Source organism: Cryobacterium sp. 10C3, assembly GCF_034314285.1.
In the GTDB taxonomy this organism is placed as follows: Bacteria; Actinomycetota; Actinomycetes; order Actinomycetales; family Microbacteriaceae; genus Cryobacterium; species Cryobacterium glucosi.
Genome location: NZ_JAVIWF010000002.1, coordinates 4,075,520 through 4,088,736 on the forward strand (window position 1 = coordinate 4,075,520; position 13,217 = coordinate 4,088,736).

Genomic DNA, 13,217 nt, shown 5'->3' on the forward strand with positions numbered 1-13,217 from the left:
GTCGTTCGGACGGTTAGCCCACAAGTTCGGACGGACGTGCAATGGCAGACATCGGAGCGACGCGTCGAATTGGTGTCTATGTGTTCGATGGTGTGCAGCTCCTCGATGTGACGGGACCGGTCGAGGTGTTCCATGCGGCGAACCTGTTCGGCGCCACCTATGACATCGGGCTATATTCGCCTGACGGGGCGACGGTCCTCTCCTCGGCAGGGGTCGGTCTCACGGTTTCCGGTGCGACCGGGGATGCTCCCGATCTTGATACCCTGATCGTTGCCGGCTCGGACCAGCTGCCGACGGATCCCGGGGTTGCTCATCGCCTCCTTCCGTCGTTGCGTCCACTGGCGGAACGCTCCCGCCGGCTCGCATCGGTCTGTACCGGCGCTTTCCTCTTGGCCGAGGGCGGCTACCTGAACGGCGGGCCAGCGACGACGCACTGGCGGTACGCAGACGATCTGCGGCGAACGTACGGCCGTGTGGATGTTCAGGCGAATGCGATCTTCATCCGGAGCGGGAACGTCTTCACGAGCGCTGGCGTGACGGCGGGGATCGATTTGTCCCTCGCCCTTGTCGAGGACGATTGCGGTTCAGAGGTCGCGCGCGCTGTCGCCCGCGAATTAGTGGTCTTTATGCAAAGGCCGGGTGGCCAATCCCAGTTCTCGGTGCCGAACAGTATCCCGGTCAGTGACGCTTCACCAATGCGCGGAATCGTCGAACGCATCAATTCCGATCCGACCGCCGACCTGAGCGTCACGACACTATCCAGGCACGCGGCAATGAGTACGAGGAACTTCAGCCGCCGTTTCCACGCTGAATTCAGTTGCACGCCCACGCGCTACGTCGAACAGATCCGGTTGGAAGCGGCGCGGAACCATTTGGAGTCTGGCGTGTCTGTCACCGAAGCGGCGAGACGCAGTGGGTTAGGGAGCGATGAGACCTTACGTCGACTTTTTGCGAAGACCCACGGGATTTCACCGTCGGCCTACCAGAAGCGATTCAGCACGACGAGAGCTGCCCTCGCCTCTGAATAAAAAACCGGGCGGAGACAGATAGATGGGGGCTCTATATCGTTGAGGGATGCAGACAGTGCGCGGCCTTGACCGGCTTATCTTCTTCACGGACGCGATCGCGGCCATCGCGATCACGTTGCTGATCCTTCCGCTCGCGGACCTCGTACCTCTGACGCCAACGGACGTATTGCCCGGCGACTTCCTCCTCGACCACCTGTCGGAGCTCCTCGCATTCTTGCTGAGCTTCGCCGTGATTGCGCGCCTCTGGATTGCGCACCATTCGCTGTTCGAACACGTCTCCGCGTACTCGCCAGCGCTGCGCAACTTGAGTCTGCTCTGGGCTTTCACGATCGTGGTGCTGCCGCTGCCGACCGCAATGGTCGCGCATTGGTCCAATGATTCGATCGTTGTTGGGTTTTACATCGGGACGATGTTCGTGTCGAGCCTGCTCCTGACGTCCATGACGATCCTCACGCACCGCGCTGCGGCCCTCCAAGAGCCGACTCACCCGCTGTCCTCGCGCACCATCATCGCGAGCGTGCTGACAACTGCCGAGTTCCTCGTGGCACTCATCCTGGGCACGGTCTTTCAGGACATCAACTATTGGGGACTGTTCGCCTTGTTCCTCTCCACGCCGATCCTCCTGATTACGCGGATGCGACGCACACGGGCTATCATTCGGGCCTGAACCTCGATCTATCCCGAAGTGTGAATCACAGCGTCCGTTGTAAAGCCGATAAGCGACAAGCGGTGGTTCCAGGGTCGGCGAAGAAGAAACTCACTGACCGTGCAATTCATCGACGATGAACGTACCTACCGGGAGACTCTTCATCGCCGTAAGTGGAGCTCAGCGCAAATTGATGCACCTACTACGCCTGCATCGCGGTCGCCTCCATGGCGGCCGGATCACTACTACGCTCAAGCTATCAGGCGGTGGATTCTAGCCCGGGCCGGACCGGGCCGGGCCGGAAAGTTCATTCCCAAAGCCTGCTCGAAAAAACAAGGGAAGACCACCATGCCCAAAAAAGTCAAATGGCTGGAGTCGCCCGAGGCGCAGGACTACCCGAGCGCCGCGGACTACTTGCACCTGCTCCTGCAAGCTGAGAGCGTCGACGCCACCGTGCAGGCGCTCCAAGACACGCCGATCACCACTCAGAAAGCCAAGGACATTCTGCGGGCTGCGGGCCTGCCGCTCCTTGACGTGACCAACCCCCACGTCGCCTCTGACTTGCTGAAAATCCGGACCGGCGTGAAGCTCTCGCCAATCCTGCTCGTTCGTGGCAATCTCTCTTCGGCGGTGCCTCTACACATTGCCGACGGCTACCACCGGGTCTGTGCGACATATCACACCGATGAGAACACGAACATTCCCGTGCAGCTGGCCGACCTGATCTTGGGGCGGCCGGCCGTCCCCTAGTGGTGGGTTAGCGATGACATTCCAAACCCTGGCGATCATCTCGATCGTTGCCCTGCTCGGGCCTTTGCTGGCGATCCCACGACGGTGGAATCTTCCGGTGACGCTGGGCGAGATCCTGGCCGGCATCCTCGTTGGCCATACGGGACTCCGTCTGGTCGATTCGTCGGACCCATCGATCACGCTGTTGGCCAATGTCGGATTCGCTCTGATCATGTTCGTGGCCGGCTCACACGTGCCCGTGCGGGACGCGCAGATCCGATCCGCACTGGGCACGGGCGCAGTTCGTGCGTTGTTCACCGGAGTCCTGGCGGTGGCGCTTGGTATTGGTGCCGCCGTCGTCTTCGGGAGCGCACACGCTCCCCTTTACGCCGTACTGATGGCATCGTCCTCGGCGGCACTCGTCTTGCCGGTGATTGATGCCCTGCGGCTGCGCGGAAACTCGGTGCTGCAACTCACTGCCCAGGTCGCCATCGCCGATATACGTCGCGATCATCGCCCTGCCTCTGGCGATCGATCCGCCCAACGCCGGCCGGGCGGCCCTCGGAGCGGGCGCCGTCGCTGCGGCCGCTGCGGTGCTCTACCTGACGTTGTCGCGTCTGGAGCGAAACGGCGCTCGATTGCGGTTGCATCGGCTCTCCGAGCAGCGCAAGTTCGCTCTCGAACTCCGCATCCAATTGGCGGTCTTGTTTGCGATGTCGGCTCTCGCGGTCTTCGGCCACGTCTCGATCATGTTGGCCGGGTTCTCCTTCGGACTGGTCGTCGCCGCTATCGGCGAGCCCCGCCGGCTAGCCAGACAGCTGTTCGCACTCGCGGATGGGTTCTTCGGACCACTTTTCTTCGTGTGGCTCGGCGCGTCTCTCAACCTCGGTGACCTCCTCACACACCCGCAGATGATTCTCCTGGGCCTCGCGCTCGGTGGTGGCGCCCTGCTCGCCCACGCCGCCACTCGGTTCCTCGGTCAGGAGCTGCCTCTGGGCTTGCTGTCTGCTGCCCAGCTCGGGGTTCCCGTCGCCGCGGCCACGATCGGTGAGCAAGCCCACCTCTTCGTACCTGGCGAGGGCGCGGCCCTCCTCCTCGGCGCGCTCGTGACCATCGTCCTCTCCTCACTCGCGGGCGGGCGCGCCGCGAAGCGGCAGGCGAACATTTCTGCCGCACCTCCTGCGGCACCCTAGTCTCAGATCCAGCCGCGTCGGGAGGACGACGAGAGTTTACCAAAGAGCGCCTCGGCCGCAGCCCTGGACGTTTCCCACCTGCCGCCTCGCCAGCGACCCCGATCGCGCCCCCGTCTGTTGCTCCGGACTGCCCGATTCCAGGCAAACTAGAGTGCCACGGCGCGGATCACCTACGTTTCCTTTCGGCGGTCGAGGCGTTCTCACGAGTTTGGGCCTGCGAGTGTGTGTCAACTGGCTTGCAGGTGTCCACGCACGATCGTGTTCCGAGAGTGCGCGGGGTTCCCGTTGTTGGGTTGAGCTGAGATGTCGACGAGGGGATATTGGGTGAGGTCGACAGTATCGGGGATGTCGAAGCGGCCGGTGTTTCCGTCGAGCAGGCCGATGCTGATCAGTCCTGAGGCGTCTGCTTTGATCAGCCAGACCTCGCGTAGCGAGGTATCCGGGGTGGCGGGAGCCGTCAGGTCGACGGTCACGTTGCGGTGCCCGTCCGCGCTTTTCCTTAACCGACGCTTGGCCGTGTGCTTGCCAGCCGGGGAAGGGGGTGAGTTGCGCTTGGTAAATCACTGTTGGTGCGGCGGCCTGCTGAAGTGAGTCGAACCAGATACCACCGGCCAGGCCCGCGATGAGGCCAACGAGCGCAGCTGCGAAGGAAACAGGTAGCCACCGACGGCGACGCGGCGCCAGATCAACGAGTGTGCGAGCCCTCGTCGCGGTGAGATGATCCCTCGAAGTTCGGGTTTGGGCGGGCTCCGGGACATTGGTTGCCGCTGCGGACGTTGCGCCGACGAATTGGTCACGTCGTGGTGTGCTCTTGACGGCAGCACTGAGACCGAGAGCGCCATGAATCCGCTCCCAGACCGTTTCAGCAGGCTCGGTGAGGGACACGTTGCGCGCCGCCTGGCCGACAATCACAGTGTGCTGGAGAGAAAGGAGTTCGAGCGCGCACCCCGGACATCCCGCGAGGTGCTCGCGTTCAACTTCGGTGAGGTCGGCCCCGGCCAGGGCGATGATGGCAAGGTTCTCGGGGTCAATGTGTGTCATCGCTCGCCTCCAATCGGTTACGTGCTCCGCTGAGGATTCGAAGACTGCGGTTCATCCCGGTGCCCGGGCTATTCGCAGTCAAGCGTCGACCGGCATGTTGCTTGATCATGGTCCCCCCGTCGACGGTGGGCGCAGATCGATGTCAGGCACAGAATAGCCAGAAGCGCCTTCAGAGAGCCACTGGCAATAGGTTTGGCCGTCGAAGGGATTTTGTGTCCTCGTGGCTCGGGTTGAGTCGGCGGCCATATGCACGTTTGGCCCACAGGAGACCGGTGGAGCTCACCCTGATGTATCGGGCGGATTTGGATCTAGTTTGTGTGCGTTGAAGCGGACACCTCCTGCGCTCGGATGGCAGAGCGCAGGAGGTGTCTGGGTGTTGCTTAGTGGTGGGCCTTGTCGAGCTTGACGGTCTGCACGGCGAGGGCGAGGTTGTGGTCAGCGAGGCTGCCCCACGCATACACGATGGTGTTCGTGCGCTTGGCAATGGTCACGTCGGCCGGACCGATCAGCGCTGCGGTCGTGCCGGTCGCGGCGACGGCCGCGCTGATCGTCCCCGTCGGGAGGGTCAGTTCGACCTCGTCGGGGTTGGTCAGGTCGGTGATCGCGGCGGCACCGTTGGCCAGGATATCGACAGAGGGTGCAGCGGCGACGTGGCGGACCGTGAGTCGACCCTTGCCCTTTCCGACGGGATCCGGGTTGTTCTGGAACAGGGTCGCGGTCGGCATGCCGGCCTCGGTCAGGTGTGCGACCGCGGTGTAGTTGTTGCCGCTGCCCAGCTTCAGATCGATCGGGCCGATCACGGGATTGGAGGCGTCTTTGGCGTCAGCGGCGGTGATCGCGACGGAATACGTGCCTGGGTCAAGGCTCAGAGTGTCCGAGAAGGAACCGGGGGTGAAATTATCCAGGGTGAGTGCTCCGTTGACGTAAACGTCGACGGTGACGCCCGGGATTGCGTGGAACACGGTTAGTTCGGCGGGGCCGTTGTCCCCGTGGCTGTGGTTCTCATTGGCGTTTGCCGGCATGAATCCCGCGAGGGCGACGAGTACACCGACTACGGCGCCGACAGCGATGGTCTTGCGCATAGTTACCTCCTGCTAGTTGTAACGGGCGGGAAGCGTCATCGCCTCCCAGACTCTCTTCTGATTGAACTTCCGTTTTGGATGCACGCGACGCTAACAATTTTCTGGAACCCATCTGCTGGACCCTGGCTGGCGCTGCCAGCGCGAATCTTTCAGCCGAGTCCGCAGTGTCGTCCAGGGCAGCCAACTGCCCCTCGCAGGGTGCGATTCATATCACTTGGTCGATATTCCTGTCCCGTCGGTCCGCCGGATCAACTTTCCGAACTCGGATTCTGACGCCAGCTGAGATCCAAAAAGTCGCGGCTGGGTAGGGACCTCTGACATGAGACAGGCGCGACCTGTGATCGGGCGGGTGGCTTGCTGTCGACATCGAGCACAGATCCTGAACCCGCTGCACGATCGGCTATTTGGCTCCCGTGATGACCTCGCGGTGCGGATCGGCGCGGGTGATGCGGGCGCAGTGCGCGTCCTCGCCCAGGATTCCTCCGCCGAGCGAGGACGTATGGAGTGATGATCGTGTGGGCTCCGAGCAAGGGAATTTCAACTGATTTGACGTGCGGTGTCCTGACGGACTTCTAAGGGAACGCGAGCAGGACTACGAAGAAGATGGTTCCGGCGACGATGCAGTAAATCGCGAAAGGGGTGAGTGTTCTGGTCTCGAAGAAGCGCAGCAGGAATTTCGTGGCTAACCATGCGGCAACGGCCGAGCAGAGCGCACCGACGAGGAACGCGCCGCTCTGATCGGCCATCTGTGGGCTGAACAGTCCCGGGAGTTTCAGTGCAGCCGCGGCGCCGATGATGGGTGTGGCCAGTAGGAAACTGAATCGGGCAGCGGTTTCGTGGTTGAGTCCGGAGAGGAGCCCACCGACCATGGTTGATCCTGATCGGGATATTCCCGGTAGCAGGGCGGCCGTCTGCGCGACGCCGATTCCGAACGCCTGTTTCCAGGTGAGCTTGGCGATCGTGGTGTCGGACCTCTCGGTCTCGGACATTTGCGTGTTGGCCGAGCCCGCGGGGATGGGGCGTCCGCTCGCAACAGCATCAACGCTCACCCGTCCGGTCTGAGCCCGGTTCGGATGCCGTCGCAGGCGTTCAGCGGTCAGAAGAATGAGGCCGTTGATCACAAGGAATGCGGCAGCGATCAGTGGGGATGCGAAAAGGGACCGGAGGGGCTTCTCCAAGAGCAAGCCCACGATCCCCGCGGGGATTGTGGCGGCGATGAGCAGCCAGGCGAGTTTCGCGTAGATGTCGTCGGGGCCGATTTTACGATCCCGGATGGAACGTCCGAACCCGCGGAAAACCCGAATCCAGTCCTTTATGAAGAAGAGGAAGAGAACGATAGCGGTAGCCAGATGGGTGGCAACGAGAAGCCCGAGGAACGCGGCGCTGCTTTGGTCGATGTTCCAGCCGAACAATGTGGGCAGGATGACACTGTGGCCAAGGCTGGAAATAGGGAACAATTCCGTGATCCCTTGGAGGAATCCCAGAATCGCCGCTTGAATCAAAGTGATCATATGAACAGGCTAAAGGTTCCGGTCACCTGCGCCCGCGTGCGCCGCCCGTGATGACGTCCAGTGTGCCTCAATGTGACCGAAATCCAACGACTGGGACGGTCTGGCTAGGCAGGTCCCGACTTGGTCGGTACCCGGGCTACCTCGATTCCCTACGTCGGGAGATCCGCCACCGGTGGCGGGGCGTCCGTCCCGAGGGCTCGTTTTCGGTTCTCTTGAGTGAGGTCGGTGAGGGCCTCCAATTCGTCGTCCGACGCACCTTCCAACGCGATGAGTCGGTCGTCGGCAGTTGGCTGGGCGCGTAGCAACTCGTCGAGCTTGCGCTGGGTTACCGCTTGTTGTCGTGCTTGCGTGTGTTGGATTGCGAAGACCATCACGACGGTCACAGATGAACTCGCAATGTAAAGGACGTTCTCCCACCATGGAGGAAATTCCGCCGCCATCTCGACCGCGACCCACACTACGAGCGCACCTCCGGCAACCAATCCCACTGCGGCGTGTTCGCTCACTGTGCCGATATTGTGCAAGACCCGGCTACTCCACCGTTGTCGGGCACGCTCGTCCAGTCGTTCCGCGTCATTTCGTGAGATCGATCCAGCCGATTCTGGTGGTCCGCGTTGATCGAGTCGTTGCTGTCAGCTGCATTCTCCACGCTCGAGAGACTAGGCGTTGTTCCCGTCAAAACAACTGTTGACTCGACGCGCAAACCCGGTGGTGCGAGGCACTGTTTCGGTGGACGGTTCATCGAGGCGACAACGGCGAAGGATTTCACAGCGTCGACACCGTGGGTGGACCAAGAATCGATTCCGTGCCGTGTCCACTTCAATCAGCGTGCTGTGTTGCGACGAGAGCGCGCGGGACGAGTTACGGGTGGTCGGCGTCCGGCATTCCGGGTGGGGGTGTGCGTGTCGGTGACGGCTCGCTGTGTGCAAAGGAGAGCACGATTCCGATTGCGATGAGGGTGGTGAGGAGGGCGGTGCCCCCAGCAGAAATGAGGGGGAGTGGCACGCCGAGGACAGGGATGAATCCGAGGACGACGCCCATGTTGACGAGTGCTTGACCGATGATCCAGACCATGACGGCCGCAGTACTGACTTTGGCTTGAGGGCTGGTGGTGGCGTTCATGATGCGGAGGAAGGCGATGGCCAGCAGGACGAAAAGGCCCAGCACCACGACTGCGCCGATGAGACCGAGTTCCTCGCCGATGATCGCGAAGATGTAGTCGTTGTCCGCGGCTGGAAGCCAGGACCATTTCGCTTTGGAGTTCCCGAGTCCAACGCCGAAGATACCGCCCGACGCGAGGGCCCACGTGCCGTGCAAGGGTTGCCAGCATGCGGCGGAGATCGTGCCTGTTGAGCCATCGCAGCCGGTGCCGAAGAAGCTCAGTATCCGGGCCATCCGGTTTCCGCTGGCCATGGCCGCAGCCAGGGCGCCCAGGGCGCCGATCCCCAAGGGGATGGCGAGCATGCGTAGTTTTACGCCGGCGAAGAAGAGGGAGCCGAAGAGGATGCCGGCGAGGATTACTGTTGTCCCCAGATCGCCGCGGATCATGACGAGCATGACGGCCGTGCCGCCGATGCCAAAAACGGGCACGAGGACGTGGCGCCAGTCGTCGAGGTGATCTTTCTTCTGTGCCAGAAGCATGCCCAGCCAAATGACGAGGGCGACTTTGATGGCTTCAGATGGCTGGAATTGAAAACTGCCAATGGACAGCCAGTTGGTGTTCCCGGCCACGGTCACACCCAGCGGGGTGAAGACGAGCAACTGAACGAGGCAAGTAGCGATGAGCGTCGGCCAAGCGATACGTTGCCAGAACTTCAACGGCATCCGGCTGAGCACGAGCATCAATGGGACACCGACGAGGGCGATGGCACCTTGATGAAGCACAACGCCGAAGAAACCCTCGTGAGCAACAAAGGAATCTACTGATGACGAAGACAGGACCATGATCAAGCCCAAGATAACCAAGAACAGCGTCGTTCCCAGGAGTAGAAAATAGTTCGGGGATTCTGAGCGGATCAAACGGCCCACGCTAATGCGCGTTGAATGTGACGGTCTATTTGACGGAACCCTGTGTTCGGTCTTTGAACGTGGCGCACGGGTCGGGTTGCGCGAACTCGTCACGAACCGAGCCCCTTCTCAGGGGACGTCGCGGAGGTGGAATTTAGTGTGGATTGACCACAATTGCTCGGTACTTCACATACGGTCATATGCGGGGAGTGTCCTGCCGGGTGTGGGATCAGATCAGAGTGCGCGGCAATGGGCTGGGGCGCCACCACGACACTACTGAGGGAATCCCGAACCGCTAGTTCATCTCACTCGTGTCGCGTCGGGTCGCATGTCTCTCCCAGATTGTGCCTGCTCGGAAATCTCTGCTGGGAAAGCCTCGTCGACGTTGAGCTCGACCGACAAGGGGCCGTGGAGGTGCGCAGGCTGCCTGTATCGCCGGCTCGGACAAGACAGTTCACGGCGTTGGCGGTCGCCGTTTTTCGATTCGTCGACTTGCCCGTGCACCGCGGAGCGGAATGAACGGCTACTCGCGGCGGGGCCAAAGTCTTTCCCGATGTTGGCGCTCGAGATTGCCCCCGGGCGCCCGTTCCCATCTTCTGCAGTAGGGATTCCCCACTGGAAACGTTTCGTTTCCATACTGAATGCCGCGTTTGTGTCCCATCGGGGAGCTGCAATCTGACGACCATGGACGCCATTTGTGAACTCCCGTGTTGAACACGCCATCAGACAACGCTGACTCTGATCCGGCGACACTCGTCATCCCCCGTTTGGTGGGCTTGGCGGGCTTCCTGTGAGATTGCGCTGGTCGAGGAGCACTTTCACAGGAATCTCCGGACACTGCTGGCATACAGTTCGGTCGAAACGACTGTTCGTGGATGTTCCGGTTGGTTCGACCGGGCGGAAGAGGGTTACCGTGACGCACGCTGGGCCCTTGCGTGGGCGGGACCGGAATGCGGGTCAGCCGATCCGGCATGGACGGTTGGCGCCTCGGGGGCCGTGGCGGACGGTCACGAAGACCTTGGGCATCACCCTCGCGGTGCTTCTGGTTAGTGGGAGCTCCGTTGCGGCGATTGCCGCGTGGGATGTTGCCAGCAGCGTCAAGCCCGGTGTTCATTTGGCCCACCTTGATCAGACGCCCGGCGACACGGCGGCTCCTGCCCCGGCCGCGGACGTGAGCGCGATCGCCGGCGGGGTAAACCTGCTATTGACGGGCACGGACACCCGTACCGGCCAGGGCGGGGCCTATGGGACGGCCGCAGAGCTCGCGGGTAGTTCTGGCGCGGGTAACAACGACGTGACCATGCTGCTGCACATTGCGCAGAATCATCAGAGCGTCAGTGTGATTAGTTTCCCCCGGGACCTGATGCTTGCCGTTCCCGCGTGTCCGCAGGCCGATGGCGGGACCGCGTCGGCGTCCAGCCGGGTGATGCTGAATACGACCCTGTCACGCGGTGGCCTGTCCTGCGTTGTGTTGACGATCGAGAAGCTCACCGGCGTCCAGATTCCCTACGCCGCGGAGATTAGCTTCGACGGGGTGACTGCCATGTCGAACGCTGTCGGCGGGGTCACCGTCTGCCTGGCCTCGGCGGTCACCGATCTGTACACGACGCCTCCGTTGCATTTGGCGGCGGGCCAGCAAACCCTCGTCGGCGACGACGCGCTCTCGTTCCTGCGCAGCAGGCACGGTGTAGGTGATGGCAGTGACCTGGGGCGGATTAGTAACCAGCAGCTCTTCATGGCCGCTCTGGCCCGGAAGGTCCAAAGTGGCGGCGTCCTGGGAAACCCGATCGCGTTGTTCTCCCTGGCCAAAGCGGCAACGGGCAACATGGTTCTCTCGGATACGCTGACGAATCCGACGACCTTGGTCCAGATCGCTCTCGCGATCAAGGACACAGGGCTGGCGAACATGGTCTTCGTGCAGTACCCCACCATCACTGACCCGGCCGAGCCAGGACGGGTGATCGCCCAGTCCAGTGCCGCCACAGTCTTGAACACGGCTTTGGTCGCGGATAAACCATTGCAGCTCTCTGGGGCCCCAGGCCGGGCGGCCGTGCTCCCGAGTAGCGCTCCGGTGGCCCCTGTTCCCACGCCAGCCGCGACCGCAAAACCCAGTTCCACATCCACTCCGGCTTCAACGCCGACGGCGAACCCCGGGGCCGCTCCCGCTGGGGCCAATGCCGTGCTCCCGTCCAGCGTGACCGGTCAGACCGCTGATCAGCAAACCTGTACGAAGGGCAACTAGATCCACCGCCGAGAGAACCGTGCAACTCCCATCTCGAACCGCACCGATTACGCCGCCACGACTGGTGCACCGTGCGTCGTTTGCCAAGTGCTCGCGGCTCGCCAGGTATGGCGCACAGGGAGGCTGGTAGCTCTCGTTGGGTCGCCCGCTTCCTGGTCGATTTTCCTTCGGTCAGGGGGATTGTGTGATACTGGCCGCCGAACAAACGTGAGGGGCATCATTTGAACGACGCACACTTCAATGCGGACGAGAACGAGTTGCGTGGCCTGAGACGGCCGCCCGGGGATTGGACGAACACTCCGGGCCGTAAGTCCGGGTTCTGGTTGACGCTTGCCAGCATCTTGTTCGCAGTTGTGTTCCCGTTTGCCGCATTCATCGCCACGGTAGTGGGGCTCGCGCTCTCGGTCCGGGCTTACCGTTTGATCCCGGTAGGTGCTCCTGGTCGCGGTTTGACAGTGGCAACGATAGTGCTGGCAATAGCAACGATTATCGCGGTTGCGATGAGGGAACTGAGTTCAACACCATTCCTCACCTAGTCGCACGGAAACCTGCGCCAGTACAGCAAACGGGGGGTCGGCGCTTCGAAGAGTCGTTTCACCGGTGACGACGTCGACCTGATTGGGGATCGCTTACACTCTCGACTGTGACTGAAACGTCGACGCCTATTGTGAGGCACGAGCACCGCTGGCCGGTCCTGGCCGCAATCATCCTGAGCCTGGTTCTGTATCTGCTCATCCCCGAGAAGGTGCAGATTCTGCCACGGTGGGTCGTCCCATTGTTGGGTTTGCTTCTGCTGATCCCGCTGACGATCCTCAACCCACGCCGACTATCGCGAGAGACCACATGGTCCCGGTGGCTATCCATTGGGCTCGCGTCATTGCTGACCCTGGCCAATCAAGTCACCGTTTGTCTTCACAGTCCGACAGCTTCTCTATGGGGGAGTGAACGGTCCGGATGTCCTCCTCACTGCGCTGCAGGTCTGGGTTACGAACGTGATTGCATTCTCATTGGTGTATTGGGAGCTGGACCGGTCAGGTCCAGTTGCGCGTCGCGACGCAGCCCAGTGGGCGACGGCGACTGTGGACTTCCGTTTCCCACAACATGACGGGGCGCCAGGAGGCGAGGACTGGCGGCCAAGCTACTTGGACTACGCGTACATCTCGTTGACAAACATGATGGCGTTCAGCCCCACGGACGTTATGCCACTCACGCACCGAGCAAAAATGCTGATGGCGTACCAGGCACTGACCGGCTTCATTCTGCTCGCCCTGGTCATTTCCCGCGCGGTGAACATCCTCAACTGACCCCGGAAGCCACTAACTCGAGCAAATAGGGCCGGACACGCACCGCAAAATCGAACGGGTCCCGGAGACCATCCAGGAGTTTCTGACGGGTCTCGCAAACGCAGAATCGCGATACCGGAGTGCCCCATCCACTGTTTCAAGGCCTGGGGGCGATCGAGCGGTTGAAGTTTGGAGCGTTTGAATTAGTGTCGTTGTCTGCGGACGGGGCTTGGTGAGGACCAGTGATGCCAGCGGCATGATCCGAGAAGGTTCTGTCGCGTTGCCCACCCGAGGATTTGGGACTAGTGCTTAGTGCCAACCCCAGTAGGGTACCAACGCTTGCGAAATTTGAACTCTCGACGAAGCGGTCGGAAGACCCAATAGGTAGGTGCCCTCAGAGCCGGAGATGCTACGTCGGGTCGGAGTGATGGGATCCGCCTCTCGGGTGTCCACTT

The 13,217-nt window shown here is 61.8% G+C and carries 9 protein-coding genes and 2 pseudogenes; 6 read left to right on the forward strand and 5 right to left on the reverse strand.

The features are described 5' to 3' along the window. Positions 1–41 precede the first annotated feature (41 nt). From RGU41_RS20540 to RGU41_RS20560, 5 genes and pseudogenes are all read left to right on the forward strand, one after another. Entirely contained in the window at positions 42–1,028 is a 987-nt protein-coding gene (locus RGU41_RS20540) for a GlxA family transcriptional regulator (RefSeq protein WP_322137262.1), read from the forward strand. A 55-nt stretch (positions 1,029–1,083) separates the two neighbouring features. Then, positions 1,084–1,695: a TMEM175 family protein gene (locus RGU41_RS20545; RefSeq protein WP_322137263.1), complete on the forward strand. Its 612-nt coding sequence runs from the start codon at positions 1,084–1,086 to the stop codon at positions 1,693–1,695. Positions 1,696–2,022: 327 nt separating this feature from the next. Continuing rightward, positions 2,023–2,424 (forward strand): hypothetical protein, encoded by a 402-nt coding sequence (locus RGU41_RS20550; protein ID WP_322137264.1) that lies wholly within the window; start codon positions 2,023–2,025, stop codon positions 2,422–2,424. 13 nt (positions 2,425–2,437) lie between these two features. Then, a pseudogene (locus RGU41_RS20555) lies at positions 2,438–2,797 on the forward strand (cation:proton antiporter); the annotation flags it as partial. 43 nt (positions 2,798–2,840) lie between these two features. Then, positions 2,841–3,596 (forward strand): cation:proton antiporter, encoded by a 756-nt coding sequence (locus tag RGU41_RS20560; protein ID WP_322137265.1) that lies wholly within the window; start codon positions 2,841–2,843, stop codon positions 3,594–3,596. 227 nt (positions 3,597–3,823) lie between these two features. Here the strand turns inward: RGU41_RS20560 and RGU41_RS20565 are convergent. The 5 genes and pseudogenes from RGU41_RS20565 to RGU41_RS20585 form a co-directional block, all read right to left on the reverse strand. Then, positions 3,824–4,078 (reverse strand): annotated as a pseudogene (locus tag RGU41_RS20565) (anti-sigma factor domain-containing protein); the annotation flags it as partial. Positions 4,079–5,017: 939 nt separating this feature from the next. Continuing rightward, positions 5,018–5,719 (reverse strand): DUF4397 domain-containing protein, encoded by a 702-nt coding sequence (locus RGU41_RS20570; RefSeq protein WP_322135508.1) that lies wholly within the window; start codon positions 5,717–5,719, stop codon positions 5,018–5,020. Between the two features lie 572 nt (positions 5,720–6,291). Beyond that, positions 6,292–7,230 carry an undecaprenyl-diphosphate phosphatase gene (locus RGU41_RS20575; RefSeq protein WP_322137266.1) on the reverse strand — a complete coding sequence of 313 codons (939 nt, stop codon included), beginning with the start codon at positions 7,228–7,230 and terminating at the stop codon, positions 6,292–6,294. A 149-nt stretch (positions 7,231–7,379) separates the two neighbouring features. After that, positions 7,380–7,754 carry a low affinity iron permease family protein gene (locus RGU41_RS20580; protein ID WP_322137267.1) on the reverse strand — a complete coding sequence of 125 codons (375 nt, stop codon included), beginning with the start codon at positions 7,752–7,754 and terminating at the stop codon, positions 7,380–7,382. 337 nt (positions 7,755–8,091) lie between these two features. Continuing rightward, the gene (locus RGU41_RS20585) at positions 8,092–9,174 is read right to left on the reverse strand and encodes a peptidoglycan glycosyltransferase FtsW (protein WP_416172956.1); all 1,083 of its coding nucleotides are present in this window, start codon (positions 9,172–9,174) and stop codon (positions 8,092–8,094) included. 1,081 nt (positions 9,175–10,255) lie between these two features. On the opposite strand from RGU41_RS20585, the gene RGU41_RS20590 reads away from it, so the two are divergent. After that, on the forward strand, positions 10,256–11,479 hold the full coding sequence (locus RGU41_RS20590) for an LCP family protein (protein WP_322137269.1): 1,224 nt from the start codon (positions 10,256–10,258) through the stop codon (positions 11,477–11,479). Positions 11,480–13,217: the final 1,738 nt, after the last annotated feature.

Bases quoted from the DNA above. Each gene is read 5' to 3' on its own strand.
- RGU41_RS20540 (WP_322137262.1), top strand. From the start codon at position 42: ATGGCAGACATCGGAGCGACGCGTCGAATTGGTGTCTATGTGTTCGAT.
- RGU41_RS20550 (WP_322137264.1), top strand. From the start codon at position 2,023: ATGCCCAAAAAAGTCAAATGGCTGGAGTCGCCCGAGGCGCAGGACTAC.
- RGU41_RS20560 (WP_322137265.1), top strand. From the start codon at position 2,841: ATGCCCTGCGGCTGCGCGGAAACTCGGTGCTGCAACTCACTGCCCAGG.
- RGU41_RS20570 (WP_322135508.1), bottom strand. From the start codon at position 5,719: ATGCGCAAGACCATCGCTGTCGGCGCCGTAGTCGGTGTACTCGTCGCC.
- RGU41_RS20575 (WP_322137266.1), bottom strand. From the start codon at position 7,230: ATGATCACTTTGATTCAAGCGGCGATTCTGGGATTCCTCCAAGGGATC.
- RGU41_RS20585 (WP_416172956.1), bottom strand. From the start codon at position 9,174: ATGGTCCTGTCTTCGTCATCAGTAGATTCCTTTGTTGCTCACGAGGGT.